Here is a 23,581-nt window from a genome sequence, read left to right as displayed (position 1 = left end):
ACCTTTTTGACATCCTATTTTTATTAGGATAAGGTATATGTTTTATGAAAATGTCAAATAAATATATATAAGTAGTAAGTATTGTTAGAAATATATATTTTAATATAAATATTAATGAGATATAATAATGAAATATTGTTTGTTTCATGCAATGCAAGGAACAGAGATCTTAGAAGATTAAAAAAATAAGAAATGTCAGAGCGTTTTTTATAAGGAGGCTCGACTCACGTTTGCTTACTTAGGGCTTACAGAGTAAGCGACCATCATAAAATTATAGATTAGAGATGTCTGCTTAAGTTTTTTTTGACATTAAAGCAGAAAGGCAGTATATTTTATAGAGCGAAATAATTACGAAAAAATAAGAACTGGTGTTCAGATGGAGGAGTTTTATGGAATTAAAAAATACTAATGCTTATGATGTAACAGATTTAACATCACTTGAAAAGCTAGAACCTGTAAGAATAAGACCGGGTATGTATATAGGATCTACAGGTAGTAAGGGGTTACATCACTGTATATGGGAAATAATAGATAACTCCATAGATGAAATAGCTAACGGATATGGTAACAAAGTAACCATAACGTTAAATGAAGATAAAAGTGTAACCGTATTGGATAACGGAAGAGGTATCCCTACAGGAATTCATCCAATCAAAAAGAAATCTGGAGTTGAAATGGTATTTACTGAACTTCATACAGGAGGAAAGTTTGATAATAAAAATTATAAAACATCTGGAGGACTTCATGGAGTTGGAGCAGCAGTAGTAAATGCTTTATCAGAATGGTTAGAGGTTGAAGTTTACCAAAACGGGAATATATACAGACAAAGATTTGAATATGCTTTTGATAAAGAATTAAAAAGAGAAATGCCAGGAACATCTGTTGGCAGCTTGAAGGTGATTGGAAAAACAGATAAAGTTGGAACAAAGATCACATTTAAGCCGGATAAAGAAATCTTCTCAACTACTGATTTTAAATTTGATATAATAGATAGCCGATTACAGGAATTGGCATTCCAAAATAAAGGGATAAGATTAGAATTAATAGATAAAAGAAAAGGACAAGAAATCACTAAAGAATATTACTCAGAAAATGGTCTTTTAGATTTCATAAATTATCTAAATGAAAGTAAAACACCAATTCATGAAGAGCCCATAATTTTTGACGGTGAAAGAACTGTTGGGGAACTTCAATTATATGGTGAAGTATGTATTCAATTTACAGATTCAACTACTGAATATATTGCAAGTTATGTAAATAACATTCCAACAACAGAAGCAGGGACTCATGAAACTGGATTTAAGACTGGAATGACAAGATCTTTTAAAGAATGGTCTAAAAAGTTAGGATTGGTTAAGGAAAAAGATAAGGAATTTGAAGGCGATGATTTAAGAGAAGGTATGACTGCTATTGTAAGAATTAAAATCACGAATCCTATCTTTGAAGGTCAAACTAAGACTAAACTTGGAAATAATGAAGCATATACTATGATGAATGATTTAGTGTATACTAAATTTTCTGAATGGATAGAAGATAATAAAACTTTGGCAACAAGTATAATTAATAACGCATTAGAAGCAGCTAAAAGAAGAGACAAGATTAAGAAAATAAATGAAGCAGAAAAAAAGAAAATAGGAAAAGGTACAGCACCGCTTGCAGGAAAAGTTGCTGTGTGTACATTGAAAGATAAAACTGTGAATGAATTTATAGTTGTGGAAGGAGATTCGGCAGGAGGATCTGCAAAGCAAGCCAGAGATAGAAGATTTCAAACTATCATGCCTTCAAAGGGTAAGATAATGAATACTGAAAAACAAAAACTTGAAAATGTATTGGCTTCTGAAGAATTAAAAATATTTAACACTGCTGTTGGAACAGGTACTTTGGATAATTATAGAGAAGAAGATTTAAAATATGACAAGATAATAATAATGAGTGATGCTGATGTGGATGGATATCATATTAGGACATTATGGATGACTTATATTTATAGATATATGAGACCGCTTATTGCTAATGGACATTTATATTTAGCGCAGCCCCCATTGTATAAAGTGTATAGGGAAACTAAAGGGAAAACTATAGTTAAGTATGCGTATAGTGATGACGAACTTGAAAATACAAAGAAACAAGTTGGAAAAGGTGCACTGATTCAAAGATATAAAGGACTAGGAGAAATGAATCCCGATCAATTATGGGATACAACACTAAATCCAGAAAGTAGAACTCTGCTTCAAGTAACTATAGAAGATGCGGCAAAAGCAGAAAAGATGGTTTCGTTACTTATGGGAGATATTGTTGAACCTAGAAAGAACTATATGTATAAATACGGAGAATTTTAAATCAATTCACAATTAACAATTTGAACAAGTTCCCATGGAACTTGAAAAATTTATATACTTTAAAAAGTTACTAACTACAGGAAAAACTTTCTTATTTAGAAATAGAGAGTTATGAATTAAAAGAAATTCCATAGGAATTTCACCATTAATTGTGAACTGTGCATTATGCATCAAAAAAGGAGAAGAGTATGGCAAAAAAGAATGAAAATATTATACCTAAAGATAATAATATAATTGGTATTCCTCTAGAAGAAGCAATGCCAGAAAATTATTTACCATATGCTATAGAAGTTGCTAAAGATAGAGCGCTTCCTGATGTTAGGGATGGTCTTAAGCCTGTGCATAGAAGAATTTTATATGGTTCATATATGCTTAAGGCCTTTCCAGATAGACCTTATTATAAATCTGCAAGAATAGTTGGAGATATCTTAGGTAAGTATCACCCTCATGGTGATTCGTCTGTATACGAATCTATGGTAATACTAGCTCAAGATTTCTCAACTAGGGCACCGCTAATCGAAGGTCACGGGAACTGGGGATCTATTGATGGTGATGGGGCTGCAGCTATGAGGTATACAGAGGCTAGATTATCTCCTATTGCAATGGAAATGCTAAGAGATATTGAAAAGGATACGGTAGAAATGGTTCCAAACTATTCTGATAGTGAAATGGAACCTAAAGTATTACCAAGTAGATATCCTAATTTACTAGTAAATGGGGCGTTTGGTATAGCTGTAGGGCTTGCAACCAATATACCTCCACATAATTTGGGAGAGGTAACAGAAGGAGTTCTAGCGTATATTGATAATAATGAAATAACTACTTCTGAACTCATGAAATATATAAAAGGACCAGATCTACCTACTGGAGGAATCTTGATAGGGGAAAAATCCATTTTATCAGCATATGAAACTGGTGAAGGAAAAGTAGCTTATAGAGCAAAGACTTCAATTGAAAAATTAGAAAATGGAAGAATCGGAATAATTATAACTGAATTCCCATACAGAAGAAATAAGTCTAGGATTCTCCAAACAATATCTGAAATGACTGGAGATAAGAGACATGCAAAAGCATTGGAATCTATAACAGATATTAGAGATGAGTCTGATAGAAGTGGAATAAGAGCTGTAATTGAATTAAAGAAAAATGCAGATGAAGATGTTGCAGATAAAGTGCTAAAGTATCTGTTCAAAAAAACTGATTTACAATGTAACATAAGTTTTAACATGGTAGCCCTTGCAAATGGAAAGCCAGAAACTATGAGTTTAAAGGCTATAATAAGATATTATGTAGAGCACCAGAAAGAAATAATAACTAGAAGAACCCAAAAAGAACTTGATGTGGCAAAAAAGAGGCATCATATTGTTGAAGGATTTATTAAAGCTATAAGTGTTTTGGATGAAGTTATAGCAACCATTAGAAGTTCAAAGTCTAAAAAGGATGCATCGGAAAACTTGATAAGCAAATTTGGATTTTCTGAGGCTCAAGCACAAGCTATATTAGAACTTATGTTATATAGGTTAACAGGTCTTGAAATAGAAATATTTGAAAAAGAATATGCTCAACTTGAGAAACTTATAAAAAAACTTGAGAAGATTTTATCTAGTGAAAAAGAGCTTTTGAAAGTTGTTAAAAGTGAATTAAAAGAAATAAGCGATAAGTATGGAAATGATAGAAGAACTGAAATTATACATGATGATAATGAAAGTAAAATTGATGTTGAAGAATTAATTATTGTAGAAGAAGTTATGATAACAATATCTAAAGATGGATTCGTAAAAAGAATACCATTAAAGAACTACAATAGATCTAGCTCTAATCCAGAAGATATTGAATATAGAGAAGGAGATTCTTTAAAATATTTAATAAATTCTAATACTAAGGATACACTTCTTGTATTTACGGATAAAGGTTTCATGTACCAAACGAAGGGTATTAATATTCCTGAAATGAAATGGAAAGAAAAAGGGGATAGATTAGATGATATTATTAAATCATTAAATCTTGATAATGAGAAGATAATTGCAGCTATATCCATAGATAATTTCAATCCTAGCAAAGCATTTAGATTTATAACGAAACATGGAGGAATTAAGTTAAGTTCTTTAGATAAATTCCAAACTGCATATGGTAAACTTCAAGCGTTAAAACTTAGAGATGGTGATGAGTTGATTGACGTATCCATGAGAGAATTGGAAGAAGAAGAGAAGTTCTTAAAAGTTAAGAGTAAACTAGGGTTAGAATTCACTCTTGAAATAAAAAATCTAGAGGAAACGGCTAGAAATATTTTACCTACTCAGCTATTTAATTTCTCAGAAGAAGATGAAATTAGCCAGGTAGAAGATACTAGTGAAATTGAATATTTTGAATTAAGTGTTGGAGTTACGGATAAGAATAAGTTTAAATCCTATGAGAGGATAAAAGAAGATTCATTAAAAGTTAAAACAAATTCTTTAAAGGAATTACTTATCTTTAGCAATAGAGGATATGTTTATAAAATACCAGTATTTTTAATGAGAAATGTTTTAAATAAAGAAATAAATGTAGAAGCATTTATAGGTAAAATGGAAAAAGGGGAAAAGATAATAAGTTTAATCTCTATTGATTCTTATGACGAAGACTTAGGAGTATACACGTTTACGAAAAAAGGAATGGTTAAGAAAACATTATTAAAAGAATTTGAAGGCGACTTTTTAAGGCAAGCATGCTATAAGTTTAAGTTTGAAGATGATGAAGTTGTATCTGTAGAAATGAATCAAATAAAAATTGGTCACTTGATTATGATAACTAAAAAAGGAATGGCAATAAGATTCCCGGTTGAAAATGTAAATATTATGGGTAAAATAGCTTCGGGAGTAACTGGAATAAGTCTAAGGGATGAAGATCAAGTCATTTTTGGAAAGTATCATAGTAATTACAAGAAAAGTGATGATAATACCGTAATTTTATCTTCGGATGATACAAAAATTACACTTGTTTCTAAAGGCAAGGAAAGATCAGTAATGGATATAAGTGATATTAAACTTCAAAATAGAGCTGGAAGAGGAACGAGTATAATGATGGTTTCACTTGATGATGAAATAAAAGATGTACACATATAAAAGAAGTGCGAAGCACAATTAAGAACCTAGCACCTATAAAAAGGTGCGAAGCACAACCAAGAACTTATAACCTATAAAAAGTGCGCACTGCTAAGAAGAATACGAAGAACAATGGGAAACTTACTAAACATAACAAGTTATGTTGTATATAAAATAAAAATTTCTGATTCTTACTTTTTAGCAAAGTGAATGTCTCACACAAAATATATCATTATGTGTGAATCGTTTATGGCAGGTGGTTGGAAGAAAGTAAAGAAAATTATAGATTGGAAAGTTACAATTCTGACAATTAAGTTGTGGTAGTTAAACAATAAATGGGGTATAATGTAGGTATAAATTGAAGAGAAGCAGAATGAGGGTGTTCTAAAAAATAGTTTAGGATATCCTCATTGTTTAGATTTAAGGAGGAATTGATATGAAGAAAGTATGCGTTTTGTTAGCCGAAGGTTTTGAGGAAATAGAGGCTTTAACTGTATCTGATATAATAAGAAGGGCGGATGTAACTTGTGATTTAGTATCAATTGCAGAAAAGCAAGTTAAGTCAAGTCATGGCGTGGTAGTTCAGGCAGATAAGATTTTTGATGAAAATATGGAATATGATTTAGTGGTAATACCAGGAGGTATTCCAGGAGCTACTAACTTAAGAGATGATGAGAGAGTAATAAAATTTGTTAAAAAGCAAAACAAAGATGGAAAATTAATTGGAGCGATTTGTGCAGGACCAATAGTTCTTGGAAGAGCGGGAATCACAGAAGGAAGAAATATAACTTCTTATCCTGGATATGAAGATGAATTGCCAAATTGTGAATATTTAGAAGATGCTGTAGTAGTTGATAAGAATATAGTAACCAGCAGAGGTCCAGCAACAGCAATGGCATTTGCATATAAGTTATTAGATATTCTTGGATATGAGAATAAAGTAGAAAGTATTTCATCTGGTATGTTATATAAGATGTTTATAGGGTAAAAGTTATCAAATTTACTAGGAAATTTTTTACTTTATTTCAGTATAAGAGAGATGAAAAATATAGAAATCTAAAGTATATAACCTCTAGGATCAAAGGTCTTAGGGGTATTGTTGCGGCATGCTGTGAGGGGAGAAGAAATGGCAGAAAGATGGTTTATAAAAAATATAAAAGCTGATTATAAATACATATCTAAAAAATATGCACTTTCAGAATTGGTTAGTAGGCTTATAGTAAACAGGAATATTATAAGCGATGAAATGATAAGAAGTTATATTAATCCGGATTTTGATAAATTTCATGAGGCCAGAGAGATGAAAGATTTAGAAAAATCAGTTGATATACTGAGTGAGAAAATAAAAGCTCAGAATAAGATACGAATTGTTGGAGATTACGATGTTGATGGTGTAATAAGTATTTATATTTTATACTCAGCTTTAAAAAGGTGCAATGCAAATGTAGATTATGAAATTCCAGATAGAATAAAAGATGGATATGGAATTAATATGAATATTATAAAGCAGGCGAAAGAAGATGGGGTTGATACCATACTAACTTGCGATAATGGTATATCGGCTATAGACCAAATAAAATACGCAAAAGAATTAGGAATTACAGTAATAGTTACAGATCATCATGATATACCATTTGTTGAGAAAGAAAATAACGTCAGAGAATTTATAAGTTTAAGTGCTGATGCTGTAGTAAATCCAAAGCAAAGTGAATGCAATTATAAATTTAAACAATTGTGTGGAGCGGGTGTAGCATTTAAGCTTGTAGAAATTCTTTATGAGACTTTTAATATAGATAAAAAAGAATGCTACAAATTCATAGAATTTTTGGCAATAGCGACAGTTTGCGATGTTGTAGATTTAGTTGATGAGAATAGGATATTTGTTAAAAAGGGATTAGAACTTATTAACAGTACAACTAACTTAGGACTACAAGAATTAATAAGAGAATGCGAATTAACAGAAAAAACTTTATCGGTATATCATCTTGGATTTATTATAGGGCCATGCATAAATGCTTCAGGAAGGCTAGATTCGGCCAAAAGAGGATTGGAATTATTGCTCTCATATGATGAAGAGGAGGCAGTAAGGCTCGCAAAAGAATTAGTTAAATTAAATGAAGATAGAAAAGATATGACCATGAAGGGCGTCGAAACTGCTGTTGAAATTATAGAGAAAAGTGGAATGATAAATGATAAAGTATTTGTTATCTATATTCCTGATATACATGAAAGTTTAGCAGGTATAATAGCAGGAAGAATAAAAGAAAAATATAATGTTCCAACTTTGGTTATAACAAAAGCAGAACATGGTGTGAAGGGTTCAGGAAGATCAATAGAAGAATACAATATGTTTGAAGAACTTATTAAGTGCAAGGATCTGCTTGAAAAGTTTGGTGGGCACCCTATGGCTGCAGGTTTTTCATTAAAAGAAGAAAATATAGATGAATTTAGGCGAAGATTAAATGAAAATACAATTTTAAAAGACGAGGATTTATTGAGAAAAGTTACTATAGACTCGGTTTTGCCGCTTGATGCTATAAGCTATGATGTGATAAATGATTTAGAAAGATTAGAGCCTTTTGGTAAATCAAACTCTAAACCATTGTTTGCTGAGAAAAATATTAATTTATTAAAGGCAACAATACTTGGGAAGAATAGGAATGTGCTAAAATTAAAACTCAAGACCAGGATGAATAAAGCTCTGGATGCCATTTATTTTGGCGATATTGAAAAGTTTGAAGAAGAAGTTAGCAGTAAATATGGAAATGAAGAATTGCAAAAACTCTATAATGGAGAATATAATCATGTGAACCTTGATTTAGTATTTTATCCAAATGTTAATGAATATAATGGTAATACTACTATACAAATAGTAATACAAAATTATAGGTAAAAGAATAGAGTTTTCGGTTAAGCATAAAAAGATGTTATGAATTTAAGATCATATATTTTGAGTTATTATAAGAAAGGATGATAGTTTTTGGCTAAGTATAAAATAATAATGACAGGAGGAGGAACTGCTGGTCACGTTACTCCTAATCTGGCTTTAGTTCCTAAACTAAAGCAAAAGGACTTTGAGATAAAATATATCGGAAGTTTTGACGGCATTGAAAAAGAAATAATAACTAAAAACAATATACCTTTTTTCGGAATTTCGTGCGGGAAATTACGAAGATATTTTGATGTGAAAAATTTTACTGATCCATTCAAAATTTTAAAGGGAATTGCTCAAGCACTAAAAATATTATCAAAAGAAAAACCAGATGTGATTTTTTCAAAGGGTGGTTTTGTAGCTGTTCCAGTTGTAATAGCAGCATCTATTAAAAAAATACCAGTGGTTGCGCATGAATCAGATATGACTCCAGGGCTTGCAAATAAACTTTCGGCACCATTTTGTGATAAACTATGTGTCACATTTAGAGAAAGTCTAAAGTTTATAAAGGATGATAAAGGAGTACTTACAGGAAGCCCAATCAGAGAAGAAATACTTAACGGAGATAAGACTAGAGGGGAAAAGATATGTGAATTTTCTGACAATAAGGAGATTCTCTTTATTATGGGGGGGAGTCTGGGTTCTAAGCTCATAAATGAAGAAATAAGAAAAAATATAGATAAGCTTTTAAAAGATTTTAATATAATTCATATTTGCGGAAAAGGTAATGTAGATAATAATTTTTTAAATAAAAAAGGGTATAAGCAATTTGAATATGTAACCGAAGAATTGCCTGACCTTATGAAGGCTTGTGACTATATAATTTCAAGAGCAGGTGCTAATTCTATATTTGAATTTTTAGCATTAAAAAAACCAACACTATTAATACCACTTTCAAAAAAGGCAAGTAGAGGGGATCAAATATTAAATGCTAAGTCGTTTGAAAAAGAAGGGTATTCATTAATGCTGCAAGAAGAAGAAATTAAAAATAATGTATTATATGAAAAAGTTCTTGAGCTAAAAAAAAGAAAAGATGAATTAATTAATAATATGGAAAAGAGTCAAGCTAAAAGCGGTGTTGAAGCAATAATAAATGTATTATTAAGAAGTGTTAAGGGAAAAAAATAAATTATTAAATTTGTAATTATTATTTAAATAAAGCACAAATTATACAATCAAATCTTGCAAAAAAAAATATGTGAGATATAATAAAAGAGTAAGTTCATTTTAGTGAAAACATAAGTTAATTATTTAACAAGAAGATGAGGTGCATTACAATGAAAAAAGTTTCAATCATTTATTGGAGTTGTGGAGGAAATATAGAAGCACTTGCGAACACTATGGCAGATGGTGCTAGGGAGCAAGGAGCGGAAGTAAGTGTGAAGCACGTTGCAGATGCCACATTGGAAGATGTTTTAGAAGCTGATTCTATTGCTTTTGGAAGTCCAGCAGTAGATGCCACTAAAATCGAGCAGGAAGAAATGAAACCATTTTTAGATCAATTACAAAACTATAAAGATGTAAACATAAATAAAAATTGTATTTTATTTGCAACTTACGGGTGGATTGAAGATACTTTTATGAAATTATGGAAAGATGAAATGTCATCTTATGGTTTTAATGTAATTGGAGATTTAACAATTAAAGATTCACCAACTAAAACGCAGGCAAACATTATTAAACAATTAGGAAAAAAACTAGTTAATTAATATAAGGTTTGTCATATTGTTTCGTGCGTCTATTGTTAAAAATCTCTTAAGCTAAATATTAATATGTTTATTAGGTGGTCTTTAAGACTAACTTATTAATAAATTTAAATTACTAATTTATGTTTAAAATTAGAAAGAGGGGTCAACGCGATGAGAAAAATGAAAACTATGGACGGTAATACTGCAGCAGCTCATATATCTTATGCATTTACAGAAGTTTCTGCAATATTCCCAATTACACCATCATCACCAATGGCAGAACATGTAGATGAATGGGTAGCACAAGGAAGAAAGAACATATTTGGACAACCTGTAAAAGTTATGGAAATGCAATCAGAAGCTGGAGCAGCTGGTGCAGTTCACGGATCTTTACAAGCTGGAGCTTTAACAACAACTTATACAGCTTCACAAGGTTTATTATTAATGATACCAAACATGTACAAAATTTCTGGTGAAATGTTACCAGGAGTATTCCACGTATCAGCTAGAGCATTAGCTACTTCTGCTTTAAACATATTTGGAGATCACCAAGATGTTATGGCAGCAAGACAAACTGGTTTTGCAATGCTTGCAGAAGGATCAGTTCAAGAAGTTATGGATTTAGCAGCAGTAGCACATTTAACTGCTATTAAAACAAGAATTCCATTCTTAAACTTCTTTGATGGATTCAGAACTTCTCATGAAGTACAAAAAATTGAAGTTTTAGAATATGATGAATTAGCAAGCTTACTTGATTGGGATTCAGTTAAAGCTTTCAGAGAAAGAGCATTAAACCCAAATCATCCTGTAACTAGAGGAACTGCTCAAAATGCAGATATCTATTTCCAAGAAAGAGAATCTGTTAATAAATTCTATAATGAATTACCAGAAACAGTTGAAAATTACATGGCTGAAATCACTAAGTTAACTGGTAGAGAATATCACTGTTTCGATTACTATGGAGCACCAGATGCTGATAGAGTAATTATAGCTATGGGTTCTGCTACAGACGTTTGTGAAGAAACTATAGATTACTTAAATGCTAATGGACAAAAAGTTGGTGTTATTAAAGTAAGATTATTCAGACCATTCTCAAATGAAAGATTATTAGCTGCTATTCCAAAGACAGTTAAGAAAATTGCTGTTTTAGATAGAACTAAGGAACCAGGATCAACTGGAGAACCATTATACTTAGATGTAAGAAATGCATTCTATGGACAAGCTAATGCACCACTTATTGTTGGTGGAAGATTTGGTTTAGGTTCAAAAGATCCAAATCCAGGACATATTGCTGCAGTTTATGCTAACTTAGCACAAGATGCTCCTAAGAACGGATTCACAATCGGAATCGTTGATGACGTTACAAATACTTCATTAGAAGTAACTGAAGATATAGATGCTACTCCAGAGGGAACTACATCTTGTAAGTTCTGGGGATTAGGATCAGATGGTACTGTTGGAGCAAACAAGAGTGCAATCAAGATCATTGGAGATAATACAGACATGTATGCTCAAGCGTACTTCTTCTATGATTCAAAGAAATCAGGTGGAATTACAGTATCTCACTTAAGATTTGGTAAGAAAGCAATTAAGTCACCATACTTAATAAACAAAGCAGACTTTGTTTCATGTTCTAACCAATCATACATCCACAAATACAATGTACTTGAAGGTTTAAAACCAGGTTCTACTTTCTTATTAAATACTATCTGGTCTCCAGAAGATTTAGAAGAAAAATTACCAGCTTCATATAAGAGATTCTTAGCAAACAACAACATTAAGTTCTACACTATCAATGCTGTAGGTATTGCTCAAGAAATCGGTCTTGGTGGAAGAATCAACATGATAATGCAATCAGCTTTCTTCAAGTTAGCTAACATTATTCCAGTTGAAGATGCTATTAAGCACTTAAAAGATTCAGTTGTAACTTCTTACGGTAAGAAGGGTGAAAAAGTTGTTAACATGAACAACGCTGCTATCGATAAAGGTGTTGAATCAATTGTTGCAATAGACATTCCAGAAGCTTGGAAGACAGTTGCAGATGAAGCTCCAGTAGAAATTAAACATGCTACTAAGTTTGTTAAAGATATAGTTATTCCAATGAACAGACAAGAAGGAGATCAACTTCCAGTTTCAGCATTTGCAGGTATGGAAGATGGTACTTTTGAAAATGGTACTGCTGCTTTCGAAAAGAGAGGAATTGCAGTAAATGTTCCTGAATGGGATAAAGATAAATGTATTCAATGTAACCAATGTTCAATGGTATGTCCACATGCTTCTATAAGACCATTCTTATTAACTGAAGCAGAAAAGAATGCTGCGCCAAGTGCAAATAAGGCTGTAGCTGCTAAAGGATTAAAGACAGAAGAACCATTATTCTATACAATGGGTGTAACACCACTTGACTGTTCAGGTTGTGGAAATTGTGCTCAAGTATGTCCAGCACCAGGAAAAGCATTAGTTATGAAACCACAAGAATCTCAACATGATCAAATAGAAGCTTGGGATTACTTAACTCATGATATATCAGTTAAGAAGAACCCAATGAACAAGAAGACAGTTAAAGGTAGCCAATTTGAGCAACCATTGCTTGAGTTCTCAGGAGCTTGTGCAGGTTGTGGAGAAACTCCATATGTTAAAGCTATAACTCAATTAGTTGGTGATAGAATGATGGTTGCTAATGCAACTGGATGTACATCAATATGGGGAGGATCAGCTCCTTCAACTCCATACACTAAGAATAAAAATGGACATGGTCCAGCTTGGGCTAACTCATTATTCGAAGATAATGCTGAATATGGATTAGGTATGTTCTTAGGAGTTAAGGCTATAAGAGAAAGAATTGCAGAAAAAGCTGAAGCTGCTATAGCTGCAAATGATCCAGCAAAAGCTGAATTACAAGAATGGTTAGATAACGTAAATGAAGGTGAAGGAACTAGAGAAAGAGCTGATAAATTAACAGCTGCTTTAGAAGCATCTAACACTGAATTAGCTAAAGAAATATTAGCTGAAAAAGACTACTTCGTTAAGAGATCACAATGGATCTTCGGAGGAGACGGATGGGCTTACGATATCGGATACGGTGGAGTTGACCATGTATTAGCTTCAGGAGAAGATGTGAATATATTAGTAGTAGATACAGAAGTTTACTCAAACACTGGTGGTCAATCATCTAAAGCTACTCCAACTGCTGCAATCGCTAAGTTTGCTGCAAGTGGTAAGAAGACTAAGAAGAAAGATCTTGGAATGATGGCTATGAGTTATGGTTATGTATATGTAGCTCAAATTAACATGGGTGCTGATAAGAACCAAGTTATGAAAGCTATTGCAGAAGCTGAAGCTTATAAAGGACCATCATTAATAATAGCTTATGCACCATGTATAAATCATGGATTAAGAATTGGTATGGGTAACAGCCAAGAAGAAGCTAAGAGAGCTACTGCATGTGGTTACTGGCAAATGTACAGATTCAACCCAGAATTAAAAGATGCTGGAAAGAATCCATTCTCATTAGATTCAAAAGAACCAACTGCAGACTTCAAGGAATTCTTAATGGGAGAAGTTAGATACTCTTCATTAGCTAAGGCATTCCCAGAACAAGCTGATGCTTTATTTGAAAAGACTAAGAAAGATGCTATGGAAAGATTAGAAGGATACAAGAAATTAGCTAATCAACAATAGTAATTAAAATATTGAAATAACTAAATTTGCGCGAAAAGAGGAGTCACTTCTTTGTAGAAATTATTCTATAGGAAGTGGCTTCTTTTTTACATGCATTCGAAAAAGCAGATCCTTAAAAGATCCAAATCCAAAGTGATCTGAGATCTAATTTTTAGAAGAAACTTAATATAATGGTTGAAATAATAAAATTATATTTTCTTGTAAGAACTGTTTATTTTCTAATAAATTGTAATTTGAATTGAATTTTGATGAATAAAATGTTCTAGAATATATATAATTAGAATATTTATTAAAATTACTTTACAATTTTTTTATTTAAGGGTTTTAATTTTTATGATTTAAGGGTAAAATTAATTAAGAACCAAAAGGAGGTTGAAACATGGAAAAAGATTTAGAAAAATGTGGATGCAATAGTGAAGAAGGAAGTTGTGGATGCGGTGGACATCACCATGATGAAGATCATGAATGTGGATGTGGATGCAATGATGAAGAAAACTTCGTTATAGATTTAGAAGATGAAAATGGAAATGTAGTTACATGCCCTATAATCGACGAATTTGAATATGAAGGAAAAGCATATTATTTAGCTCAAAATCCAGAAGAAGATTCAGTTTATCTTTTCAGACTTGATGAAGATGAACTTGTTGTTCCGGATGAAGAAGAATTTGATAGAGTATCAGCTTATTATCAAAATGAGTTAGTAGGCGAAGAATAAGAAGTTAAAGACTTTAGTAATTTATTACTAAGGTCTTTTGTTTAATATGTCTTAGGGACATTCAAAAAAATAACAAGTGAATCTGCTAAGAAAAGTTCCTTATTGCAGCATAGCTGCTCTTTTCATAAGTGCCCATTTTCCATTATACTGCTTCAGTAGATTGTCCTAATAGGCCCACTATGAGACCAATCTGCTTCATTGTCTAATGAAAAATAATCATTGCATTTTGACTTGTTATTTTCCTTCATGTCCCTTAAATATTCCATATTGTTTACAATTCAATATATTAATGATATATTTTTATTATGCGACAAAAGTATATATAAATGAATTAGAACATTTTTTATAATTCATTTTAAGGTCAAAATTGGAGGGAAAAAGCAATGCAATTATCTAAAAAAGCGGGGAATATCACACCATCAATTACATTAGCAATCACAGCTAAAGCTAATGAACTAAAAAGTCAAGGGGTTGATGTAGTAAGTTTTGGAGCAGGGGAACCAGACTTTAATACACCAGAAAACATAATTCAAGCAGCTATAAAAGCTATGAATGACGGGAAAACTAAGTATACTCCAGCAGGAGGTTTGTTAGAATTAAAAACTACTATATGCAGTAAGTTTAAAAATGATAATAACTTAGAATATAAGCCAAGTCAAATAATAATTTCTACAGGTGCAAAACAATGTCTTGCAAATGTATTTATGGCAACTTTGAATCCAGGAGATGAAGTATTAATTCCTGTACCATATTGGGTTAGTTATCCTGAATTAGTTAAGTTAGCTGATGGAGTTCCAGTGTTTGTTGAAACATTAAAAGAAAATAATTATAAATATACAGTTGCTGATCTAGAAAAAGCTTTAACTAGTAAAACTAAAGCGCTTTTATTAAATAGCCCTAATAATCCTACAGGAACAATTTATCACGAAGATGAATTGTTAGAAATTGCTAATTTTGCAAAAGAACATGATTTAATAATTATATCAGATGAAATTTATGAAAAACTAATATATGATGGAGAAAAGCATATAAGTATAGCAGCATTAAATGAGGATGCCTATGAAAGAACCATAGTAATAAACGGCGTTTCTAAGACATATGCAATGACAGGGTGGAGGCTAGGATATGCAGCTGCAAGTGAAAGCATAACTAAGCTTATGACAAGCATTCAAAGTCACATGACATCTAATGTGAATACAATAGCTCAATATGCTGCAATAGAGGCATTAAATGGTCCAGTAGAAGATTTAAACAATATGATTAAAGAATTTGAGAATAGAAGAAATTTCATGATATATAAATTAGAAAAGTTAAATGAAATATCAATTATAAAGCCTAATGGTGCATTTTATATAATGGTTAATATATCTTCGTACTTGAATACTACATTTAAGGATCAAACTATTAACAACTCTGTAGATTTTGCAAAGGTATTACTAGAAGAAGAGAAAGTTGCAGTAATACCAGGTTCTGGTTTTGGTTTAGATGATTATATAAGATTATCATATGCGACATCTATGGATATAATAGAAACTGGAATAGATAGAATTTCAACATTCTTAAGCAAAATTAAATAATGTATATAGATATCCAACTTTAAAACTAAATTTATTTGGTAACTTACCGAAATCGTAAATATTTTGATTCCGAAAAGCTATGAAAATATCGCTGAAGGTTCTAAGCAGCAGGTTGTATCTATTTTAGCATGCTCCAACTTTCAGTTTGACAAGCTAAAATAGAACAACCTACAGCTAAGAACTTTTAGCAGCTCATTTTCAAATGTTTTCTCCACAAATATATTTATGATTTCTAGTGAAGATATGAACTTAAAGTTTTAGTAACTTTGTAAATATGTTAATCTAATAAGTCGAGTTCTTAAATACTTTATTTATGTAGATAAAGTATTAAGAATTATATTTATAGTATGCAGTTTATGGCTTAGATTGATTAAATAAAAAGTTGGTATTAGTTATAAGTTTCAAGTGATAAGTTAATTAAGAAAAGCCATCGGCTTTTCTTAAAATAATATTTTTAGAAATTTCTAAAGGAAATTCCATCCTTAACTTGTCACTTATCTCTTGTTACTTGTCTATAATCAAGAGATTATCTTCAGCTTATGAAAAATATGATTTGTAAATTATAAATCGTATTGTTGATTTATTTGTCTATAAATATTAAATGTGAAGAAAGAATATTATGGTTAGAATTGATTTCTAATTTTTGTATATATGTTGCAAAGATAGTTCTTCATCATAATTCTAAAAATGTTGTGAGAATTTTAGCTGTAATTGTGCATTGTGAAATATACATTGTGAATTGCAACATATATATTTACAATTTTGTTGTAATAATTAAAGTTATTATTACTTAAAATAAACAAGTGATAAAAAGAATACTGAAATTGAGTTTAAAGAAAAGCCTAATGATTTTTAATCAAAATTAATAATTATAATATTTAGCTCTAAACACTTAATGATTTAAAGTAAAGTTAAATGATATTCTTGAGTGTTAAGAATTAAATATTAAAAAGGTAGGTATTTGTGTTTTGAAGAAACTTGCTATATTTGACATAGATTATACCATCACTAAAAAAGAAACCTTAATGGAATTATTTAAGTATGTAATTAAAAAAGATAAAAAAAATCTTAGATTCTTACCAAGAGCTATATACTGTGGAATTATGTACGCAATTGGAATATATGATGAGAGAAAAGTAAAAGAGACATTTTTAAGGTTTATAGATGGAATAAAAGAAGAAGAGTTAGCTGAACTTGTTAAAGAGTTTTATGATGAAAGTCTAAAAAATATTTTATATGATGATGCGTTGAAAATGATTAAAAAACTTAAAAATGAGGGGTATGATATATACCTGATTTCAGCATCTCCTGAATTTTACGTTAATGAATTTTACAATATAAAAGAAGTTGATAAAGTAATAGGAACTAAATTTGGATTTGAAAATGGAACTTTCGTAAGAAAAATGGTAGGGAATAACTGCAAGGGAGAAGAGAAGGTTAGAAGATTGAAAGAAGTACTTAAAGATGAAAAAATTGAGGTGGATTTTAAGGAATCGTATATGTTTTCTGATTCCTTATCAGATAAACCATTATGGATCTAGTAGGTAAGCCATATTTAATAAACTATAAAAAGAATCATGATATAGAGATACTAAGATGGAAATAAAATATAAATTAAGATATCAGTCTTATTAAGAAATAAAATTGATTTGATTACATAGTATAAGCTGTGTTAAAGAATTTACATTAGTATATGATTAAAGTTTAGGCTTATGCAATTAATAATATTAATTTAATATTACAGATTATATATATATAATATATACATTGCAAAAATGATTCTTTATCATGATTCTAAAAATATTGCAGGAATTTTAGCAATGATTCTGAATTGTGAAATGTGCATTGTGCATTGTGAATTGCAATATCTATATATAGTAGAAAGGGATGGCAAGGCATGGAAGATAAAATAATTTATGAAGTTTTAAGAGTAATAGATAGAAAGTCAATTTTTCTAGAAAGTCATTTAAAAAGAATGAAAAATTCTTTTAATTTAATAAATGAAGAATTTTTAGTAAGTTACGAAGAAATAAGTAAGGAAATTGAGGAACTAATAGAAAGTGAAAATAGATCTGAAGGAAATATAAAAATAACATTTGGAGTAAATGAAAAAAAGCTAAGAGTATTTTTTATTGAACACTCATATCCATCTGATGAAATGTATATGAATGGGGTTAACACTATACTTTATTTTGGAGAAAGAGAAAATCCTAATGCGAAAATAATAAATGATACCTTTAGAGAAAGAGTTAATAAAGAGATAAAGGATAATAATGCGTATGAAGCTATTTTAGTCGATTCAAATGGGCATGTAACAGAAGGCAGCAGATCAAATATTTTCATGGTTAAAGGAAATAAACTTCTTACATCACCTGTAAAAGCTGTACTACCGGGAGTAACTAGAGGAGAAATAATAGATATTGCAAATAAGGTTGGGGTTGAAGTCGAGGAAGTAGAATATAAATATTCTGATATAGATAAATTGGATGGAATGTTTATTTCGGGTACATCCCCTAAAATATTACCAATAAAAACAGTAAATAGCATAAATTTTAATGCAGATAATAACTTGATTAGAAAATTGATGAAAGAATATGATGATGAGATAGAAAAATATATAAAAAATCATTAAAATTAAGTTAATTTGTATTTTCATGTAAAATAATATAGATTAATATAAATAATGGATATAAAATTAAAATAGGCTGTGGTATACTTAGATAAAGGAGTATTTTAGGGGGAGATATTTATGGACTTGAAGTTTTCTGGATCATCCTTAAATGAATGTCTTGAAAAAGCATCTTCTGAATTAAATCTTTCGAAAGAAGTTTTAAAATATAGAATAATTAAGGAAGAAAAGAAGTTTTTTAGAAAGAAAGTAGAGATAGAAATAATAGAAGTTGACGAAAATAAGAGCAGCATTGAAGAAAAGGAAATAATTGAAGAATTACCAGAAACTAAAGAAGAATTTGGAGCTAAGATTGAGAATGGGAAAATAATAATAACAGAATATGATAATAAAGATGAAATTATTACTATAAAAACTTGTCCGGGTGTAATTTTAATTATTAATGGGCAAAAATGTGATGGAATAACGCCTGTAACATCACGAGATAAAATTGAATATAAATTTGAAGAGAACGAGCCGACAAGAAACATAAATATATCAATTACAGATGATAAAATGGAGGCATATGTTGATATAAAATCAACCCCAGCTCATATATATGAATTAGTTAACCAAGAATATCAAAAAAATTTAACAATCAAAAAGAAGAATGTTGATGATAAATATCCACCAAAGTATACAGTAAAAGAATTAAAAGAGTTACTAAAGAGTAATGGAATTAAATATGGAATTATTGAAAAAGAATTAGAAACTATATGCAATGAATATAATATAGAAAAAAAGTTAGTTGCAAAAGGAGTGCCTGCTGTAGATGACATTCCAGATGAGATTCAAGTTCTATTTCACGATTCAGAAGAATTAATTCATTACAAAGACTCAGAAGAAAAAGTTGATTATAGAAATAGATTTCTAATTGCAAATGTTAAAGTTGGAGACGTTATAGGCGAAATAATACCTGGAAAATCGGGAAATGATGGACAAGATATATATGGTGTTCCTGTTAAAAGAAAGACTTTTAAAAAGACGGGAGTAAGACTTGGAGAGGGATGTAAACTTGAAAACAATGGTATTATAGCAACGTCTGAGGGTAAGCCAGCTTATAAAGCAAATACATTTGTAGTAAATAAATTATACAAGGTAGATCAAGTAGATTTAAAAAGCGGAAACATAGATTTTGTTGGCAATGTTGAAGTTGTTGGTAATGTTTTAGAAGGAATGGAAGTTAAAGCAGGGAATGAGCTTCATGTTGGCAAAAATGTAGAATCTGCAATAATCAGGTCTTCAGGAGAAATTTTTATAGGCGGAAATATATTGAATTCAACAGTGACAGCTGGATGTGAGAATGTTGAGAAAAAGCAGTATTTAGAAAGTTTGAAGAGTCTGGCTCATATTATTGATGATTTAGTTGATTCAACAGTGCAAGTAAAAGAACATAACTTACTAGGTTCAAAAAAAGATGGAGAAATAATTAAAATATTAATAGAGAATAAGTTGAAATCATTACCTAAAATATGTAGAAATATTTTGAATTATAATATGTCTGAAGGAATTCAGCATAGTGACGTTACAACATTTATAATAAATAAACTATTGGGCTTGGGCCCACTTAAAATAAATAATATTAATGAATTTGACATTTTTAAGGAATTGTTAGATGAAGAAATTTGCGAAATAGAAGATTTGATGGTAATTCCTACAAGCGTGCATTTAGCGTATGCTCAAGGGTCTACCATAGAAGCATCAGGGAGTGTTTTTGTTACAGGTAAAGGACAGTATACCTGTAATATAATAGCATTGGAAAATATAGAGTTTACCAGTGAAAAAGCTGTTTGTAGAGGCGGCACACTTTCAGCAGGATCTGAAATAAAGTTAAAGACAGTGGGAAGTGCAGCTGGAGTTAGTACTGTTTTAAAAGTCTCTAAAAAGGGAAGAATTACAGCTGATATAGCTTATAACAATACTATTTTCTGCTTTGGAGAAAAACAAATTATGTTAGAAGTTTCTTCTAAAAATGTAGAGGCATATATAGATAAAACTGGAGAAATAACAATTGATAAATTTATACTATAGGAGGGCTCAAAGTAATGTCAAGTAATGAAGTGAAAATTTTAATATTTGGATTAAATGGAGAACATTACGCAACAGATATAAAAGAAGTTGAGAGGATTTTAGGATATGAAGAACCAACAATTCTTCCTGATTCGCCTAGTTTTGTAAAGGGAGTAATAAATTATGAACAAAGTATACTTCCAATAATTAGCTTATCCAAAAAGTTTAATTTTGGAGAAGATGAAGAAAATGAAAATAGAAAAATAATAGTTGTAAAAAGAGATGAAAATAAATTTGGAATTATTGTAGAAAATGTTTACGAAGTGCGAGATGTTAGTAGTGATTTGATGGAAGAAGCACCTCCTATAACAGCAACAATAGACAAAAGATATATAGCAGGTTTGATAAAATTAAAAGATAATATTGTTATTTTATTAGACTTAGAAAAGATACTGTCTTCAGAGGATGAAGAAAAAATCTTTTAGGGGGTAAAGATGGTAAGTGCAGAAGTAAAAGTTGGAATAGCTGATCTAAATTTAGTACTCGACCCAGGAACAATAATGACAATAGGACTCGGATCATGTATAGGAATTGCCTTATATGACAGGGCAGTTAAGGTGGCAGGATTAGCACATATAATGCTTCCTGATAGTACACAATTTAAAAGTAGTACAAACCCCATGAAATTTGCAGATTTAGCTATTCCACTATTAATTGATAAAATGGAAAAGCAAGGGTGTAAAAAGAGAAATCTCGTGGCTAAAATAGCTGGTGGAGCTTCAATGTTTAATTTTTCTGATAAGAGCATAATAAGCGATATTGGAAAAAGGAATAGTGATGCAGTGAAGAAAAGTTTAAAAGAAGAATCTATACCTATAATTGCTGAGGAGATAGGTGGAAATAAAGGTAGAACTATGATTCTTTATGCAAGCGATGGAAAGGTAATACTTAAAGTTGTAGGGCTTGGAATTGTAGAATTGTAGAATAAAGAGAGAGGTGTGATTAGGTGGGTAAGATAAAGATTATTGTTGTTGATGATTCGGCTTTTATGAGGAAGGCGATATCAGATATGATAGAATCAGAAAGTAATTTTGAAGTTATAGCTAAATTTAGAGATGGAAGAGAATTGGTTGAGAAGGTAGAGAAGTACAATCCGGACCTTATCACATTAGATGTACATATGAGGGATTTAGACGGACTTGCAACTCTTAAAGAATTAAAAAGACTTGGGAAAAGTTATCCTGTAATAATGCTTAGTAGTTCAACGACAGAAGGATCGGAACTAACTTTAGAATGTTTGGATAATGGAGCTATTAGCTTTATAACTAAGCCATCAGGAAGTATTTCGCTAGATATAGCAAAAGTTAAAAATAACTTAATAGAACAAATAAAAAGTATAACTAGCAATGTCAATTCTAGAAAGAAGTTAACAAGTTTAGAAACTAATAAAAACAACCCAATAACTAATAATGAGATTGGTTTAAATAATCCCAATATAATAAAAGAAAAAACTATACATAGGGTGAATAGTATACCTAAAAATAAAAAGATAGATGCAGTTGTAATTGGGGCATCTACTGGAGGTCCTAAGGCTCTTCAGGAGGTATTAACCAAATTACCTGAAAATTTAGGTGTACCAGTTTTTGTGGTTCAGCACATGCCAGAAGGCTTTACAAAAGTATTTTCTGAAAGACTAGATAAAGCTTGCAATATGAAAGTGGTTGAGGCAGCAGAAGGTATGAGGATTAGTAATGATACAATATATATTGCTAAGGGTGGTCAACATATGACTGTAGGATCAAATAATTTAATTCACTTAAATGAAGAGCCACCTATATGGGGAGTAAGACCAGCAGTTGACAAGTTATTTAATTCTGCTATAAAAGTGTACAGAGGAAATTTAATATCTGTAATTCTTACAGGAATGGGCAGAGATGGTGCTGATGGAACTGCAAACATAAAAGATAATGGTGGTATAACAATTTCAGAGGATAAATCTACATGTACAATTTATGGTATGCCAAAGGCTGCGTTTGAAACTGGAAAAGTAGATTTAGTGGCTCCGCTTAATGAAATAGCTGAAAATATAGTAAAAATAATTAAACAGTTATAGGAGGAAATATGGATTTTAATGAATTTCACAAATGGGTTCATAAAGAGTTGGGTATAAATTTATCAGCATATAAGCCAGAACAGCTAAATAGAAGAATAAACAGCTTAATGACAAGAGTTGGTATAAAAACATTAGATGAATATTCCAAGTCTATAAAAAGTAATCCAGAGCAAAGACAAAAGTTTTTAGATTTCATAACAATAAACGTAACAGAATTTTTTAGAAATCCAGAATTATTTACTGATTTAGAAAAACAAATTGCAAAGGAGTTACTACCAAATAATTCAAGTCTAAAAATTTGGAGTGCAGCTTGTTCAATAGGCTGTGAACCATATTCATTAGGAATAATATTGGATAAGTTAGCGCCAAATGGAAGACATAATATAATAGCTACAGATATAGATGATACTATACTTTCTAGAGCAAAGCTTGGAGAATATACTCAAAATGAAATGAAAGGTGTAAATAATACAGATTTAAGTAAATATTTTAAAGTAAGGGACGATAAATACTATGTAGAGTCTAAAATTAAGAATATGGTAACTTTTAAGAAACATGATTTGATTTTAGATCGATATGATACTGGCTTTGATTTAATTGTTTGTAGAAATGTAGTTATTTATTTTAATAATGATGTTAAACAGGAAATTTATAAAAAATTCAGTAACTCATTAAAAAAGGGTGGGCTTTTATTTGTAGGAGCTACAGAGAGCATTTATAATTATAGAGACTATGGATTTGAAAAAGCATCAACCTTTATTTATAAAAAGATATAGAG

Annotated in this window: 15 protein-coding genes and 1 pseudogene; all 16 read left to right on the top strand. The window is 30.6% G+C overall.

Annotated features, from left to right (window positions below):
• Positions 1-389 precede the first annotated feature (389 nt).
• The 16 genes and pseudogenes from AXY43_RS10050 (at position 390) to AXY43_RS09975 (ending at position 23,579) form a co-directional block, all read left to right on the top strand.
• Complete coding sequence (locus AXY43_RS10050; RefSeq protein ID WP_012060481.1) at positions 390-2,339, top strand: DNA gyrase/topoisomerase IV subunit B; 1,950 nt, start codon at positions 390-392, stop codon at positions 2,337-2,339.
• 188 nt (positions 2,340-2,527) lie between these two features.
• Positions 2,528-5,440: a DNA topoisomerase IV subunit A gene (locus tag AXY43_RS10045; RefSeq protein WP_023973531.1), complete on the top strand. Its 2,913-nt coding sequence runs from the start codon at positions 2,528-2,530 to the stop codon at positions 5,438-5,440.
• 415 nt (positions 5,441-5,855) lie between these two features.
• Complete coding sequence (locus AXY43_RS10040; RefSeq protein ID WP_039770174.1) at positions 5,856-6,407, top strand: DJ-1 family glyoxalase III; 552 nt, start codon at positions 5,856-5,858, stop codon at positions 6,405-6,407.
• 138 nt (positions 6,408-6,545) lie between these two features.
• Entirely contained in the window at positions 6,546-8,312 is a 1,767-nt protein-coding gene (gene recJ, locus AXY43_RS10035) for a single-stranded-DNA-specific exonuclease RecJ (RefSeq protein ID WP_105411502.1), read from the top strand.
• 108 nt (positions 8,313-8,420) lie between these two features.
• Positions 8,421-9,479, top strand: coding sequence for an undecaprenyldiphospho-muramoylpentapeptide beta-N-acetylglucosaminyltransferase (locus tag AXY43_RS10030; RefSeq protein ID WP_423236887.1), 1,059 nt, complete (start codon positions 8,421-8,423; stop codon positions 9,477-9,479).
• A 149-nt stretch (positions 9,480-9,628) separates the two neighbouring features.
• Positions 9,629-10,060 carry a flavodoxin domain-containing protein gene (locus tag AXY43_RS10025; RefSeq protein ID WP_012060476.1) on the top strand — a complete coding sequence of 144 codons (432 nt, stop codon included), beginning with the start codon at positions 9,629-9,631 and terminating at the stop codon, positions 10,058-10,060.
• Between the two features lie 150 nt (positions 10,061-10,210).
• Positions 10,211-13,720: a pyruvate:ferredoxin (flavodoxin) oxidoreductase gene (nifJ, locus tag AXY43_RS10020; RefSeq protein ID WP_012060475.1), complete on the top strand. Its 3,510-nt coding sequence runs from the start codon at positions 10,211-10,213 to the stop codon at positions 13,718-13,720.
• Positions 13,721-14,099: 379 nt separating this feature from the next.
• Complete coding sequence (locus tag AXY43_RS10015; RefSeq protein ID WP_012060474.1) at positions 14,100-14,435, top strand: DUF1292 domain-containing protein; 336 nt, start codon at positions 14,100-14,102, stop codon at positions 14,433-14,435.
• A gap of 383 nt (positions 14,436-14,818) precedes the next feature.
• The gene (locus AXY43_RS10010) at positions 14,819-16,012 is read left to right on the top strand and encodes a pyridoxal phosphate-dependent aminotransferase (protein ID WP_065418938.1); all 1,194 of its coding nucleotides are present in this window, start codon (positions 14,819-14,821) and stop codon (positions 16,010-16,012) included.
• A gap of 968 nt (positions 16,013-16,980) precedes the next feature.
• Positions 16,981-17,618 (top strand): annotated as a pseudogene (locus tag AXY43_RS10005) (HAD family hydrolase).
• A gap of 291 nt (positions 17,619-17,909) precedes the next feature.
• The gene (locus tag AXY43_RS10000; RefSeq protein WP_023973524.1) at positions 17,910-18,644 is read left to right on the top strand and encodes an aminotransferase class IV; all 735 of its coding nucleotides are present in this window, start codon (positions 17,910-17,912) and stop codon (positions 18,642-18,644) included.
• Between the two features lie 117 nt (positions 18,645-18,761).
• The gene (locus AXY43_RS09995; protein ID WP_105411500.1) at positions 18,762-20,711 is read left to right on the top strand and encodes a FapA family protein; all 1,950 of its coding nucleotides are present in this window, start codon (positions 18,762-18,764) and stop codon (positions 20,709-20,711) included.
• Between the two features lie 14 nt (positions 20,712-20,725).
• A complete protein-coding gene (locus AXY43_RS09990; RefSeq protein WP_017211291.1) occupies positions 20,726-21,175 on the top strand; it encodes a chemotaxis protein CheW in 450 nt (149 codons plus the stop codon).
• 9 nt (positions 21,176-21,184) lie between these two features.
• Positions 21,185-21,673: a chemotaxis protein CheD gene (locus tag AXY43_RS09985; protein ID WP_023973522.1), complete on the top strand. Its 489-nt coding sequence runs from the start codon at positions 21,185-21,187 to the stop codon at positions 21,671-21,673.
• 23 nt (positions 21,674-21,696) lie between these two features.
• Positions 21,697-22,803, top strand: a complete 1,107-nt coding sequence (locus AXY43_RS09980) for a protein-glutamate methylesterase/protein-glutamine glutaminase (protein WP_023973521.1) — start codon at positions 21,697-21,699, stop codon at positions 22,801-22,803.
• Between the two features lie 8 nt (positions 22,804-22,811).
• Positions 22,812-23,579, top strand: coding sequence for a CheR family methyltransferase (locus tag AXY43_RS09975; protein ID WP_023973520.1), 768 nt, complete (start codon positions 22,812-22,814; stop codon positions 23,577-23,579).
• Positions 23,580-23,581 lie beyond the last annotated feature (2 nt).

This window comes from Clostridium sp. MF28 (genome assembly GCF_002969175.1).
GTDB lineage: Bacteria > Bacillota > Clostridia > Clostridiales > Clostridiaceae > Clostridium > Clostridium beijerinckii.
The sequence above is the reverse complement of the archived record's forward strand: the minus strand, read 5'-3'. Positions and strand labels throughout refer to the sequence as shown.